Genomic DNA, 13,318 nt, shown 5'->3' with positions numbered 1-13,318 from the left:
CGGTGACCGTCGCGCTGCGCCTGCCGGAGGGTCTCGGAGCCGCGGGACCCTACGTCCCGCACTCGCTCCACGATTCCGGCCGCGACTGGCCGGAGACGAACTGCTACGTCGACCTCTGGATCGAGCTCCTGCACGGACGCGGCCTCGTGCCGGAGGCGATGCTGGGCTTCACCGTGAGGCAGGATTTCGAGGGCGACCAGTTCACCTTCTTCAAACCGCCGACCGGCGATATCGAGCGCCTCTACGGTCTGGAGGTGCTGGAACTCGCGGTCTACGGCGGCCTTGAGAACCACGCCGTGATCCAGGCCGCGGCCGGCCGGCCGGTGCTGGTCGAGGTCGACGCGATCTACCTGCCGGACACCCAGGGGACCACCTACGGACGCGAGCACGGCAAGACCACGATCGGGATCCAGGCCATCGATCCGGCCGCGCAGGAGCTCGATTACCTCCACAATGCGGGTCGCTTCCGCCTCGCCGGGAAGGATTACGCCGGGATCTTCGGGCCGGCGACGCTGCCGCCCTACGCCGAGTTCGTGAAGACCGTCGCACCGTCGCTTGGCCCGGCGGATCTGCCGGCGGTCGCGCGCGAACTGCTCGTCCGGCATCGCGCCCGGGCGCCCCGGCGCAACCCCGTCCTGGCGTTCCGCGACACCCTCGCGGCGACGGCCGCCGAGCTGGTCGTCCGGCCGCTCAGCGTGTTCCACGCCTACGCCTTCAACACGACGCGCCAGCTCGGCGGCAATTTCGAGATGCTGGCCAGCCATCTCACGTGGCTCGAGGCCCGGGAAGCCGGCGGATTCGGGCCTGCCGCCGCGGCCGCCGCGGACCTGAGCCGCGAGGCCAAGGCCTTCCAGTTCCAGCTCGCCCGCGCGTTCCATCGCCGCTCGGCCGAGGGCCTGGCGCCGCGCCTCGACCGCCTCGCGGCGACCTACGACCGCGTCTTCGCGGATCTCGACCGCGCGCTGGACCGCTGAGAGGCGTCATGGCCCGCATCCGCAGCGTCGACGACCGCGCGCCGGAGGTCCGATTCGGGCCCTGGCGGCTCGCCGCGACGCCGGCGGGCGCCTGCGCGGGTCCCGGCGATCTGGACGGGGTCACCGACTGGATCGTCGCCGAGGTTCCGGGCACCGCCGCCGGCGCCCTTCGAGCCGCCGGACGCTGGAGCGAGGCGGCGCCGGAGCCGATCCACGACCGCGACGTCTGGTATCGGACACGCATCTCCGGTTCCGGCCCGGCCCGGCTGCGCTTCGGGGGCCTCGCCACCCTCGCCGAAGTCTGGCTCGACGGCGTCCCGGTCCTGTGCGCCCGCGCGATGTTCGAGGAGCACGTCGTCGACGTGGACCTCGGCGGCGCTTCCGAGCTCGCGCTCTGCTTCCGCGCGCTCCGGGCGGAACTCGACCGCCCGGCCAAGCGCGGGCGCTGGCGGCCGCGGATGATCACGCCCGGGTCGCTGCGCCACGTGCGCACCAGCGTCCTCGGCTTCATGCCGGGCTGGTGTCCCGAGATCGACCTCGTCGGGCCCTACCGCCCGATAACCGTCGAGCCGGTCCGCCGCCGCGCGAGCGCCGCGGATGTGCGCACGACCCTCTACGGCGACGTCGGCCGGGTGGCCGTGCGCCTGCGGGTCGACGGTCCGGTCGGCACCGTCCTCCTCCGATGCGGCGGCGGCGAAGCCCCGCTCGCGGAGGTCGAGCCGGGCCTGTTCGCGGGCGCGCTGGCGCTGCCCGGCATCGCGCCCTGGTGGCCGCATACCCACGGCGCAGCGAACCTCCACCCGGTCGAAGTCCGCGTCGACGGGGCGCAAATCGACCTGGGCCGCGTCGGCTTCCGGACCCTGTCGCTCACGCGGCCGTTCGCGGAGGGGCTCGCGCTGGCCGTGAACGGCGTGCCGCTCTTCTGCCGGGGCGCCGTCTGGACGCCGCCGGACCTCGTCGGGCTGGGCTCGGACGGCACCCGCGCATTGCTCGAGCTGGCGCGCGAGGCCGGCATGAACATGCTGCGCGTGCCCGGGACGACGCTCTATCCGGCCCCGGACTTCTACGATCTCTGCGACGAGTTCGGCATCCTGGTCTGGCAGGACCTGATGCTCGCCAACTTCGACTACCCGCACGCCGAACCGGCTTTCGCGGCCGCGCTCGACCGCGAGCTGAGCGGATTCCTCGACCGCACGCAGACCGCGCCGTCGCTCTGCGTGGTCTGCGGCGGCAGCGAGGTCTGGCAGCAGGCGGCGATGCTCGGGGCGCCGCGCGCCGTCTGGGCCGACGCCTACTGCGCGGAGACGCTGGCGGAGCGGGTGGCAGCGTGGCGGCCCGATCTCGTCGTCGTGCCGAACTCGCCCTCCGGCGGCGACCTGCCGTTCTCGCCGCGCGGGGGTTGCACGCACTATTTCGGCGTCGGCGCCTATCGACGGCCCCTGGAAGATGCCCGCCGGGCCGAGGTCGGCTTCGCTAGCGAGTGCCTCGCCTTCGCCAACCCGCCCGAACCCGGCACGCCGGGCCCGACCGGACCGGCCGACCCGCTCTGGCAGGCCGGCATCCCGCAGGACCGCGGCGCTGATTGGGACTTCGAGACGGTGCGCGACCACTACGTCGGCGCGCTCTACGGCGTCGATCCGGCGACCCTGCGCGCCGAGGACCCGGACCGCTACCTCGAGCTCGGCCGCGCGGCGGTGGCCGAGGTCATGGAGGCGACTTTCTCCGAGTGGCGCCGGCCGCGCTCGCCGACGGCCGGCGGCCTCGTCCTGATGATGCGCGACCTCGCGCCCGGAGCCGGCTGGGGCGTGATCGACTGGACGCAGCGCCCGAAATCGGCCTGGTACGCGCTGAGGCGCGCCTTCCGCCCGGTCCAAGTCCTCCTCACCGATGAGGGCCTCGACGGCCTCCATGTCCACATTCTCAACGAGACGGCGACGGCCCGGGCGCTGACGCTGTCCCTGATCTTCTGCGATGTGGCGGCCCGCGTCGCGGCGCGCGCCGAGCGCGATCTCGTGGCCGGCCCGCGGGCGGCGCTCACGTTCACCTCCGCGACCCTTCTCGGGCGCTTCTTCGACGCCACCGACAGCTACCGATTCGGGCCCCGGATCCACGATCTCGCGCACGCGCGGCTGACCGACTCCGACGGGCGCGTGATCGCCGAGAGCTTCCACATCCTGAGCGCGGGGCCGCTCGACCGGTCGGCCGTCGGCCTCCGGGCCGAAGCTGTCGCGACCGCGGCGGGGCCGGGTCTGCGGATCAGCACCGAGCGCTTCGCCCGCGGCGTCCAGGTGCTGGCCCCGGGGGCACGGCCGACCGACAGCGGCTTCCACGTCGCCCCGGGGTCGAGCCGGATCATCACCTTCGCGGAGGCCGCCCGGTTCCCGCGCGGGCGCGTGCGGGCCATCAACAGCGACGAGATCGTGGAATTCGGTCATGACGGGTGAAGTCGGGTCCGAGGCCGCGGTGTCGGTGCCGGTGACCTTCGACGGGCTGTTCGGGTGGCTTCATCCGGCGGCCGGGACGCGGGGCGTCGTCCTCTGCGGGGCCTACGGCTTCGAGCAGATGGCCGCGCATCGGCCCTGGCGCTTCCTGGCCGAGGGCCTCGCCGCGGCGGGCTGCCCGACGCTGCGCTTCGACTATCCGGGCGAGGGCGACTCGGCCGATCTGGACGAGGCGCGGGTCGCTGGCTGCGTCGCTGCGGTGCGTGGGGCCATCGCGTACCTGCGCGCGACGACCGGCGTCGCGGAGATCGTCGTCGTCGGCCTGCGGCTCGGCGCGACCTTCGCGGCTCTGGCCGGCGAGGCGGAGGCCGTCGACCGCCTCGTCCTGCTGGCGCCGGTCACGACCGGGCGCGCGTATCTGCGCGAGATGCGGCTGCGGGCGCAGACGATCGGCCGCCTGCCGGATGGGTCCGCCCCGGCGCAGGAGCCGGACAGCCTCACCGTGGGCGGCTTCCGGATGGAGGCGGCGTTCCTCACCGATCTCGCCGACCTGAACCTCGCGCGGCTCGCGCGGGCGCCGGCCCGCCACGCGTTGCTCCTCGCACCCGAGACCAAGGCGCTGGCCGCGAACCTCGGCGCTCTCGGCTGCGACGTGGCGACGGGAGCGTTCCCGGGTCTCGCGGCGCTCGTCGCCGATCCGATCTTCTCGGATGTCCCGACCGCGGATTTCGCCCGCGTCATCGGCTTCGCGACCGACGGGATGGCGGCCGCCGGGCCGCGACCCGGCGGCATCGCCATCGACGGGCGCCGGAACGGGCTGACCGGACCGGGCTGGGCGGAGGCGCCGGTCCGCTTCGGGCGCGGCCTGATCGGCATCCGCTGCCGGCCCGACCGGGCGGAAAGCGCGGCGCCGACGATCCTGTTCGTCTCGACGGGCATGAGCGTGCATTCCGGATGGGGGCGCCAGACCACGGATCTCGCCCGGCGCCTCGCCGCGGAGGGGATCGCGTCGGTCCGGTTCGACCTGCGCGGCATCGGCGACAGCGACGAGCGGCCGGACGGCCGCAAGCCCCTCTTCGCCGGGGACGGCTTCGCCGACGTCGCGGCGGCGGTCGACCTGATCGCCGGCGCGGGCGGCCCGATCCTGTTGGTTGGCGGGTGCAGCGGCGCCTACGCGGCCTTCCACGCGCTCTGCCGGGACCGCCGGATCGACGGCGCGCTCCTGCTCAACCTCTACTGCTTCGACTGGGACCCGGATCAGGACCTCGACCAGGTCATCCGGCAGACCTTCGGAAGCGCGTCCACCTACGCGGCCCTGCTCAAGCGGGGCGCGACTTGGCGCCGGCTGATCCGCGGCGAGATCCGGATCGCCGCCATCGCCTCGGTCCTCGCCCGGCGCGGCATCGAGGCCGGGATCCGCCGCCTGCGCCGGGCTCTCCGCCCCGGTCCGCTCGGGGGCTCGCCCGCCCGGCGGGTCGCGGCCCTCCGTCGGCGGGGCGCGGAGATCCGCCTGCTCTACAGCGCGGGCGATCCGGGCCTCGCGGCCGTCCGCCGCCATCTGGGACGCTCGCCCGGACCGGCCGACCGCCGTGTCGGAGCGCCTGTGACGGTGGTACCGGGCGTGGACCACAATTTCGGTTCCCGCGAGGCCCAGGCCCGGGTCGCTGAGGCGCTGCAGGACCTCCTGCGCGCCGTCCGCCGCGCCCACGCGACGCGCACCGTCGCGGCGAAGGCCGCCGCGCCGGGAAGCGGTCTCACCCTGGCGGGCCGGACGTGACCCGTCTCACGCGCCGGTCGGCCCTCGCCCTGGCAGCGGGCGCCCTCGCGGCCGGGCGGGCCGCCGCGGCCGAGCCGCTGCACCGCTGCGAGGCGCTGATCGACTCGATCGGCGTCAACGTGCATCTCGGCCATCGCGGCACCCCCTACGTCGACCGCTTCGCTGCCTGCGCCCAGGCGCTCGACGTACTCGGGATCCGGCACCTGCGCGACGACATCGTGCTCGTCGGCGACGAGCCGGCCGGGCAGTTCGAGCGCATCGCCGATCTGGCCGACCGGGGCTACCGTTTCAGCCTGATCTTCTACGACGGGCTCACGCCGGGGCCGCGGGTGCCGCCGGAGCGCTTCGCCGAGATCGCCGGCTGGGCCGGCGACGGGCTCATCGTGGCGGAGGGCGGCAACGAGCCGCCGGTCGCGGCGCGGCCGGGCCTCGCGCGGCTCTCGGCCGATCATCAGGCGGCCCTGTTCCGCGCGGTGCGGGCGGACACGCGGGCCGAGGCCGTCCGCGTGGCCGGACCGAGCTACATCCAGGGTAACGTCGCGGCGGCGCAGAACCTCGCAGCGGTCGTCGACCTCGCCAACATCCACGCCTATCCCGGGGCCGAGCCCCCGGAAACCGACGGCGGCGGCAGCCTCGCGCGCTTCGTCGCGGCCGCGCGCCCGGTCTTCGGCGACGCGCCCGTGATCGCGACCGAGAACGGCTACCACACGGCGCTCGCCACCGGCAGCGCCCACCTGCCGATCTCGCCGGGACTGCGCGCCCGCTACCTCCCGCGGATGCTGCTCTGGAGCTACCTCCAGGGCGTGCGGCGGACCTACCTGTACGAGCTGATCTCCAGCTTCGACCGCGGCGACGCCGATCCCGAGAGCCGCTTCGGCCTTCTCGCCCACGACGGTCGCCCCACACCCGCCTTCGCGGCGGTGAGCAACCTCGTCCGGCTGTTCGGCGCCCCCGCCGGGGAGATCGCCGCCGTTCCGGCCGATCGCGATGTCACGCTCGGCAGCCCCGTTCCCGATCTCATCACCGCGCGGTTCGCGCGGCGAGACGGGGCGACGCTCGTCCCGATCTGGCTCGGCCTCGACGGCTGGGACCGGCGTAGCCGGGCACCCCGGCCGGACTTGCCGGCGCGGACCGCCGAGCTCCGGCTGTCACGGCAGCCCCGGCGGGTGCGCCTCCATCGCTTCGACGACGACGGCGCCGTGAGCGTGGTGAAGCTTCCCGCAGACAGGCGGGTGCCGGTCCCGGTCACGGACCGCCTCGGCGTCGTCGAGCTCACCTAGGGTCGCCGCCGACGGGGTCGTTCCGTGACGCGCCCGATCTCCGACCCTCGCGGAGGCCTGATCCATGCTGAGCTACCTGGGTGACACGATCGTCGGCCTGACCCTCGCGGTCCTGAACGCGCTGGCGCCGCTCGAAGTCCACGTGGACAAGGGCGTCCCCTATGCCGACGGGAGCGCGCACCGCGCCGACATCTACCGGCCAGCCGCCGGGAAGCCGCGTCCGGTCGCCGTGTTCCTGTACGGCGGCGGGTGGCGGACCGGATCGAAGGACGAGGTTGCCTACGTGGGCGCGGCCTTCGCGCGGCGGGGCGTCGTCGCGGTCATCCCCGAGTACCGCCACGTGCCGGCGGCGAGCCTCCAGCACATCCTCGCGGACAACGCCGCCGCCGTCGCCTGGACCCTCGCGCACGCGGCCGAGTACGGCGGCGATCCCGCCCGCGTCACCGTCGTTGGGCATTCCTCGGGGGCCTGGGCCGCCGCGATGCTGGGCCTCGACGCGACTTGGCTCCAGCGGGCCGGCTCCAGTCCCGCCAAGCTCGCCGGGATCGTCGGGCTGGCCGGACCCTACGCGACTTCGGCGCTGACCGATCCGCTGGATCGCCAGGTGTTCGCGGGCAGCGATCCGGCCCTGCAGCCGATCAACCACGCCACGGATCCCCATCCGGCGATGCTGCTGGCCACCGGCGCGGCGGATCTCGACGTCAACCCCGCCGGAACCCTGGCGCTCGACCGGGCGCTGCGCGGCTTCGACGGCAGGGAGACGATGAAGATCTACCCGGGTCTCGGGCACGGGCAGATCGTCCACGCGATGAGCTTCCCGTTCAGCCTCCGGTACTCGGTCGCGGACGACGTCGCGCGTTTCGTCAAGGGCGCCCGTGCCGGCCCGTGAGGCCGAGCGCGCGAGGGCAGGGACCGGCGCGGCGCGCCGATCCCTGCATCCCCATCCGACGGGCCGCGGGTCTCAGTGATAGCCCGGCGCGCCCGCCGCGACCTTGCCGCGGAACAGCCAGTAGACGTAGCCGGTGTAAGCCAGGATCATCGGGACCAGGATTACCGCGCCGGCCAGCAGGAACGCCTGGCTGCTCGGGTGGGTCGCCGCGTCCCAGATCGTGACCACCGGCGGGACCATCATCGGCCACAGACTGATGCCGAGCCCGACATACGACATGAGGAACAGGCCCAGGGCGCAGAGGAACGGCGTCACTTCGGCCCGCCGATCGAGCGCGACGAAGAAGCGCCACGCCAGCAGCGCGACCAGGGCCGGCACCGGCGCGGCCAAGGCGAGATTCGGCCAGGACAACCACCGCGCGCGGAACGCGTCGCTGAGGATCGGCATCGCCGCCGAGATGATCACGATGGCCGCCAGCGTGACGAGGCCGAGCCGGCGCGCGAGCCGGTAGGCCCGGAGCTGGAGCTCGCCCTCCGTCTTCCAGATCAGCCAGCAGGCGCCGAGCAGACCGTAGCCGGCGACCAGGGCGGCCCCGGTCAGCACCGAGAACGGCGTCAGCCAGTCCCACCAGCCGCCCGCGTAGGCGCGACCCTCGACCCGGATGCCCTGGACCAGGGCCCCGAGGCAGATGCCCTGGCAGAAAGTCGCCACGTAGCTGCCCCACGAGAAGGACCGGTCCCAGGTCCGCTGGCTCGCGGGCGAGGCCGCGCGGAACCGCATCTCGAAGGCGACGCCGCGGAAGACCAGCGCGAGGAGCATCAGGATCAGCGGCATGTAGAGCGCCGGCAGGATCGTGGCGTAGGCCAGCGGGAACACCGCGAACAGCCCGCCGCCGCCGAGGATGAGCCAGGTCTCGTTCCCATCCCAGACCGGCGCCACGGTGTTGACCATGACGTCCCGGTCCGCCTTGCCGCGCACCGCCGGGAACAGGATGCCGACCCCGAGGTCGAAGCCGTCCATCACCACGTAGAGGAAGACCGCCGTGGCGATGAGGAGCGCCCAGATGAGCGTGAGATCGAGGGGCATCGGGCTACTCCGCGGGCTGCGCGAGGGGGCGGCCGGCGGTCGGAGCGCCGGCGACGAGGGCGGGGGCGGGCGTGATGCCAGCGGTGCGGATCGGCTGTCCGGGCGGCGGGCCGGGCTCGTGGGCGTGCGGCGCCTGATTGAACAGGTGCAGGAGGTACCAGATGCCCGCGCCGAACACCGCGAGGTAGACCGCCGCGAAGGCCGCCAGCGAGGCGGCGACGGCCGGGGCCGCCACCGGTGACACGCTGTCGACGGTGCGCAGCGCGCCGTAGACGGTGAAGGGCTGACGCCCCGCCTCGGTCACCGTCCAGCCGGCCGTGACGGCGATCAGGCCGGACGGCCCCATGCCGACCGCGAAGCGGTGCAGCCAGGGCGTGTCGTAGAGCCGCCCGCGGTGGCGCAGCCAGAGCGCGGCGAGACCGAGGGCGATCATCAGCAGGCCGAGGCCGACCATGATCCGGAACGACCAGAACACCAGGGGGAGGTTGGTCGGCCAGAGGTCGCGCGGCATGTCGTTGAGCCCGCGGACCTCACCGTCGAGATCGTGGGTCAGGTAGAGGCTGGCGAGGCCGGGAATCTCGATCCGGCCCCGCACCGCGCCCGCCTCCGCGTCCGGCCACCCGAACAGGATCGCGGGGGCCCGGCGCTCCGTCCGGAAATGACCCTCCATGGTGGCGACCTTGGCGGGCTGGTGCGCGTAGGAATTTCCGCCGTGCAGGTCGCCGATCACCAGCTGGGCCGGAGCCACAGCGGCGGCCATCCACATGGCCATCGAGAACATCAGCCGGGCCCGGGGATTGGCCCGGTCCCGCAGCAGGTGCCACGCGCCCACGGCGCCGACGATCATCGCGGTGGTGAGGTAGGCGCCGGTGACCGTGTGGGCGAAGCGGTAGGGGAAGGACGGGTTGAAGACGATCGCCCACCAGTCGGCCGGGTTGAAGCGGCCGTCCGGCGCGACGACGTGGCCGGTGGGAGTCTGCATCCAGGAATTGGCCGAGAGGATCCAGAACGCGGAGGTCAGGGTGCCGACGGCGACGAGGCAGGTCGCCAGGAAGTGGAGCCCCTTGCCGACCCGCTCGAGGCCGAACAGCATGACGCCGAGGAAGCCCGCCTCCAGGAAGAAGGCCGTGAGCACCTCGTAGCCGAGAAGCGGCCCGAGCACCGGCGCCGTCCGGTCGGCGAAGACCGACCAGTTCGTGCCGAACTGGTAGCTCATGACCAGGCCGGACACGACGCCCATCGCGAAGGCGACCGCGAAGATGCGGAGCCAGTAGCGGTAGGTGTCCAGATAGACGGCCTTCCCGGTGCGCAGCCAGAAGCCTTCGAGCACGGCGAGGTAGCTCGCGAGCCCGATGGTGAAGGCCGGGAACAGGAAGTGCCAGACGACGGTGAGCGCGAATTGGGCTCGCGCGAGATTGACTGCACTCGGCAGTTCGAGGGCGGACATCGCGGTCTCCAGGGGACGAACGCGGCAGCTCTGCCGTGGCCCGGATCGCGACGCGTTGATTCAGCTCAAGGCCGGTGCCGTGAATCTGAGGGCGTCGGCGCGATTGCGCTGGATCAAGGCCCTCGCCCGCGCCACCCGCGACATCCTGCAGGCGAGCACCTTCTGCTGCCTCATGGCGCACTGACGGGCCGAACCGGCGCCGGGACGACTGGCGTTTGCCCGCCGGCGCGGTCTAGCGCGAGAAGTGCGTGGTCGACATGCGGTCCGTGATCAGCTCGGACGGGACCCAGTCGCTGGGCGGAACCGGCTCGCGACGGATCAGCGCCAGGGCGTCGTCAACCGCGCGCCGGCCCTGGACGCCCGCGTCCTGGAAGACCGTCACGGCGAGGCGCAGGTCCTGCATCTCCTGCATGCCCTCGGCGGTGGCATCCACCCCGCCGATGCGGATCCGGCCCGCCGGAAACCCGGCCGCCTCGACCGCATCGGCGGCGCCGAGCGCCATCTCGTCGCTGGTCGCGGCGATCGCGTCGATGCCGATGCCTCGGGCGAGCCACCCGGCGACGGTGGCCCGCGCCGTCGCGCGGCTCGCATCCGTCGCGGCCTCCGCGACGAGGCGGAGGCGCGGGCTCTCCGCCAGCACCTCCCTGGCACCTCTGCTGCGGAGCGCCGAGACGGGATCGGTGGCGCTGCCCGCGAGGATCGCGACGCGTCCGGCCCCACCCGACATCTGGGCGAGCTTGCGCATCTGCAGCCGCCCGGCGACGAGATCGCTCGGCACGACCTGGGTGACGCGTCCGGCGAACCAGTCGGTCCGTGCGCCGTGGCCGATGAGGACGAGTGGTACGTCGGCTTCCAGGGCCAGCCGGGTGATCTCCTCGCGCGCCGCGGAGTCGACCGGCACGACCACGAGAGCGTCGGCTCTCTCGGCGATCAGCCGCCGCGCCTGCGCGATCTGCTCGTCGCCCGCACCGTCGGGCGCGTAGGCGAAGCGAGTCGCGACGCCCCGCGCGCGTGCCTGCTCGTCGAGGCCGTCGTGCAGGCGCCGGGCGACGCCCGCCGGTGTCAGGAACGCGATGGTGGTGGCCGAGGCCGGCAGCGCCCAAGCCGCGAGAGCGAGGACGAGGGATCCCCTCCGGAGCGACCCGCCGATCGAGCGGCCGCGTGCCCACTCAATCCAGTTCATGCGGCCAGTTCCGTCCCGCTCTCAGCGGGCCCCGCCTCACGCCGCACGGAGGCTCTCCAGGAGGCCAGCGAGCGCCTCGCCGAGACGGGCGGCGTCCTGGGTCAGGCTGTCGGCCGCGGTCAACACGGCCGTCGTCGGCTCGGCCGCCTCGGGAATCTCGGTGACGCCCGCGCCCTTCGCGTCGAACCCCTCGGTGCCGTCGGCCGCCTCCGCGATGGCCGTCACGATCTCCCGCGCGGTCGCACCCTGCCGCTCCACGGACTCGACGATAACGTTCGCCGCGCGGCTCATGTCCTCGACCCGCGCCGTGATGCCCGCGATCGCCGACACCGCCGCGTCGGTCGAGCCTCGGATCTCGGAGACGTGCTGGCCGATGATCTCGGTGGCCTCCCTGGTCTGCGCGGCCAGGGCCTTCACTTCGGAGGCGACCACCGCGAAGCCGCGGCCCGCGTCGCCGGCCCGGGCGGCCTCGATCGTGGCGTTGAGGGCCAGCAGGTTCGTCTGTGCGGCGATCTTGGCGATGAGGCGGACCGCGTCGCCGATCCGGTCGACGGCGCTGCTCAGCGCCTGAACGCGGGCGGTCGTCCGGGCCGCGTCCGCCGCGGCGCTTCCGGCCAGGGCCGCGGTGGCCTCAGCCTGCGCCCCGACCTCTTCGACCGCCGCGCCGAACGTCTCGGCAGAGCCGGTGATCTGCCGGACCTTCGATCGCGTCTGCGCGAGCGCGGCGCCCAAGGTGGTCGATCGAACCGCCCCATCGCGGATCGCTTGGCCCACGTCGTCGGCGGTGACGCGCAGTGCCGCGGCGGTCGAAGACACAGCCTCGACCATGCCACCGATCGTGGTCTCGACCCGCTCGGTCGCGTGCTCGATCACGGCGCGGCGCTGCTCGCTCTGAGCGCGCGACCGATCGGCCTCGGCGTCCCGCAACACGGCCTGCCGCAGCGTTTCCTGAACAGCTCTCGTCGCGGCCGCCATGACGCCGAGTTCGGTGCAGCCTGCTGCTGCCGAGACCGCGACGGTGAGATCGTGGTCGGCCAGTCGCTGCATGGCGCAGGCGAGCGCTGTCATCGGCTGCGCGACGCCGCGCAGGATGGCCTGCACCAGGACCAGGGCAGCCAGCGCAGCGGCGGACAAGCCGGCCACGAGGCGCGGGCGCAAGGTCGAGCCGGCGGCGTCGACAGCTCCGAGTTGCCCGGTGACCGCGGCGTCGCGGTCGGTCAGCAGCGCGTCGATATCCCGTGCGACGGCTGCCGCGTCGGCCTGAAGCGCCGTCGCCCGCACCCTGTCGGCGAGATCGCGTTCCCCAGCCCTGTCGAGGGCGGCCGCTTCCGCCTCCACGGCGAGGAAATGCTGCCACGCGTCCCACAGACCTCGAGCGCGCTCCCGCTCGTCCGCCGTCCTGATCGTCGACACATAGGTGGTCCAGGCCTTCAGGAATGCCTCGTGCGGCTCAATTGTCCGGTCGATGTCCTCCCGAGGGTCGGCCTCGGTCGATACGGCGCGCGCAGGACATTCCAACGCACCGAGCTCCTGTGTCCGTTGCTTCATGGTGCCGAGAGCCCGGACAGCCCCGATCTCCTGAGCCAGGGTGCGGCTGGCAGCGTCGATCGCGCCGACCTGCACTAGCAGGACGTAGACAATTCCAAATGTGAGCGAGGTCATCGACCCTGCGAAGACGATCACGATCGTTCTGAAACGCAGGGTGCAGCGATGGGTCGTTCGGATAATGAATGGCACCACAATCCTGACCCTAGGAAGGATCACCATGGTGCGTCTATGTTACGGACCGAGAAAAATCAATTGCCTTCAATGGGCCAACAAATGCGTCAAAATTTTTGAAATTTCGCTTCGATACTCGGTTAAGCTGGATCATATGCTGATATCGGCAGACTTATAATTTACACAATTAAACTATATAAGACAAATATCGGAATGGCGAGCGAGAGGGCGATGCATTACTGTAGGGGAAGCTGCTAGGCGTCCGATTCTGTTGCTGCCGGAGAGCCGCGCGGCCGCGCTCGTCAGTGAGCTTCAGGACCGGCTCGATACAGGCCGACGCGCGGGCCATGGCGTGCCTCTGGGCGGGCTGCTCGGAGGGCATATCGCAGCCGAGACGATCGCCGGGCGACGCGGCGACGGAGCCTCGGTCAGAGCGGCTTGGCCTGCTGTGCCCGCATCCACAGCAGGCCGGCGATGCCCATCCAGGGACAGACGAAGACGATGAAGGCGACCAGCCCCATG

10 protein-coding genes are annotated in these 13,318 nt (G+C 72.8%); 6 read left to right on the top strand and 4 right to left on the bottom strand.

The annotated features are described in order from the left end of the window. Nucleotides 1–2: 2 nt before the first annotated feature. The 5 genes from ACX9MN_RS05520 (at nucleotide 3) to ACX9MN_RS05500 (ending at nucleotide 7,361) form a co-directional block, all read left to right on the top strand. Nucleotides 3–974: a DUF1839 family protein gene (locus ACX9MN_RS05520; RefSeq protein WP_489723892.1), complete on the top strand. Its 972-nt coding sequence runs from the start codon at nucleotides 3–5 to the stop codon at nucleotides 972–974. An 8-nt stretch (nucleotides 975–982) separates the two neighbouring features. After that, complete coding sequence (locus ACX9MN_RS05515) at nucleotides 983–3,418, top strand: glycosyl hydrolase 2 galactose-binding domain-containing protein (RefSeq protein ID WP_489723891.1); 2,436 nt, start codon at nucleotides 983–985, stop codon at nucleotides 3,416–3,418. Continuing rightward, nucleotides 3,408–5,192: an alpha/beta fold hydrolase gene (locus tag ACX9MN_RS05510; protein WP_489723890.1), complete on the top strand. Its 1,785-nt coding sequence runs from the start codon at nucleotides 3,408–3,410 to the stop codon at nucleotides 5,190–5,192. Before ACX9MN_RS05515 ends, ACX9MN_RS05510 begins: the two co-directional genes overlap by 11 nt. Further along, nucleotides 5,189–6,472: a hypothetical protein gene (locus tag ACX9MN_RS05505; RefSeq protein ID WP_489723889.1), complete on the top strand. Its 1,284-nt coding sequence runs from the start codon at nucleotides 5,189–5,191 to the stop codon at nucleotides 6,470–6,472. The genes ACX9MN_RS05510 and ACX9MN_RS05505 overlap by 4 nt, the downstream gene beginning before the upstream one ends. Before the next feature lie 64 nt (nucleotides 6,473–6,536). Continuing rightward, the gene (locus ACX9MN_RS05500; RefSeq protein WP_489723888.1) at nucleotides 6,537–7,361 is read left to right on the top strand and encodes an alpha/beta hydrolase; all 825 of its coding nucleotides are present in this window, start codon (nucleotides 6,537–6,539) and stop codon (nucleotides 7,359–7,361) included. Nucleotides 7,362–7,433: 72 nt separating this feature from the next. On the opposite strand, the gene cydB is transcribed toward ACX9MN_RS05500, so the two are convergent. Both cydB and ACX9MN_RS05490 read right to left on the bottom strand, forming a co-directional pair. Further along, nucleotides 7,434–8,447, bottom strand: a complete 1,014-nt coding sequence (cydB, locus tag ACX9MN_RS05495) for a cytochrome d ubiquinol oxidase subunit II (protein ID WP_489723887.1) — start codon at nucleotides 8,445–8,447, stop codon at nucleotides 7,434–7,436. 4 nt (nucleotides 8,448–8,451) lie between these two features. Next, the gene (locus ACX9MN_RS05490; RefSeq protein WP_489723886.1) at nucleotides 8,452–9,894 is read right to left on the bottom strand and encodes a cytochrome ubiquinol oxidase subunit I; all 1,443 of its coding nucleotides are present in this window, start codon (nucleotides 9,892–9,894) and stop codon (nucleotides 8,452–8,454) included. A 55-nt stretch (nucleotides 9,895–9,949) separates the two neighbouring features. On the opposite strand from ACX9MN_RS05490, the gene ACX9MN_RS05485 reads away from it, so the two are divergent. Further along, a complete protein-coding gene (locus ACX9MN_RS05485; protein ID WP_489723885.1) occupies nucleotides 9,950–10,078 on the top strand; it encodes a hypothetical protein in 129 nt (42 codons plus the stop codon). 48 nt (nucleotides 10,079–10,126) lie between these two features. Here the strand turns inward: ACX9MN_RS05485 and ACX9MN_RS05480 are convergent, their stop codons facing one another. Beyond that, nucleotides 10,127–11,077, bottom strand: a complete 951-nt coding sequence (locus tag ACX9MN_RS05480; RefSeq protein ID WP_489723884.1) for a substrate-binding domain-containing protein — start codon at nucleotides 11,075–11,077, stop codon at nucleotides 10,127–10,129. Nucleotides 11,078–11,113: 36 nt separating this feature from the next. Beyond that, nucleotides 11,114–12,844, bottom strand: a complete 1,731-nt coding sequence (locus ACX9MN_RS05475; protein ID WP_489723883.1) for a methyl-accepting chemotaxis protein — start codon at nucleotides 12,842–12,844, stop codon at nucleotides 11,114–11,116. Nucleotides 12,845–13,318: the final 474 nt, after the last annotated feature.

The sequence above is a fragment of the Methylobacterium sp. 1A genome (assembly GCF_058072805.1).
This window is presented reverse-complemented; position numbering and strand designations above follow the sequence as displayed.

Excerpts from the sequence above, each read along its gene's own strand:
- ACX9MN_RS05515 (WP_489723891.1), top strand. The coding sequence starts at position 983 with ATGGCCCGCATCCGCAGCGTCGACGACCGCGCGCCGGAGGTCCGATTC.
- ACX9MN_RS05510 (WP_489723890.1), top strand. The coding sequence starts at position 3,408 with ATGACGGGTGAAGTCGGGTCCGAGGCCGCGGTGTCGGTGCCGGTGACC.
- ACX9MN_RS05500 (WP_489723888.1), top strand. The coding sequence starts at position 6,537 with ATGCTGAGCTACCTGGGTGACACGATCGTCGGCCTGACCCTCGCGGTC.
- cydB (WP_489723887.1), bottom strand. The coding sequence starts at position 8,447 with ATGCCCCTCGATCTCACGCTCATCTGGGCGCTCCTCATCGCCACGGCG.
- ACX9MN_RS05490 (WP_489723886.1), bottom strand. The coding sequence starts at position 9,894 with ATGTCCGCCCTCGAACTGCCGAGTGCAGTCAATCTCGCGCGAGCCCAA.
- ACX9MN_RS05480 (WP_489723884.1), bottom strand. The coding sequence starts at position 11,077 with ATGAACTGGATTGAGTGGGCACGCGGCCGCTCGATCGGCGGGTCGCTC.
- ACX9MN_RS05475 (WP_489723883.1), bottom strand. The coding sequence starts at position 12,844 with ATGGTGATCCTTCCTAGGGTCAGGATTGTGGTGCCATTCATTATCCGA.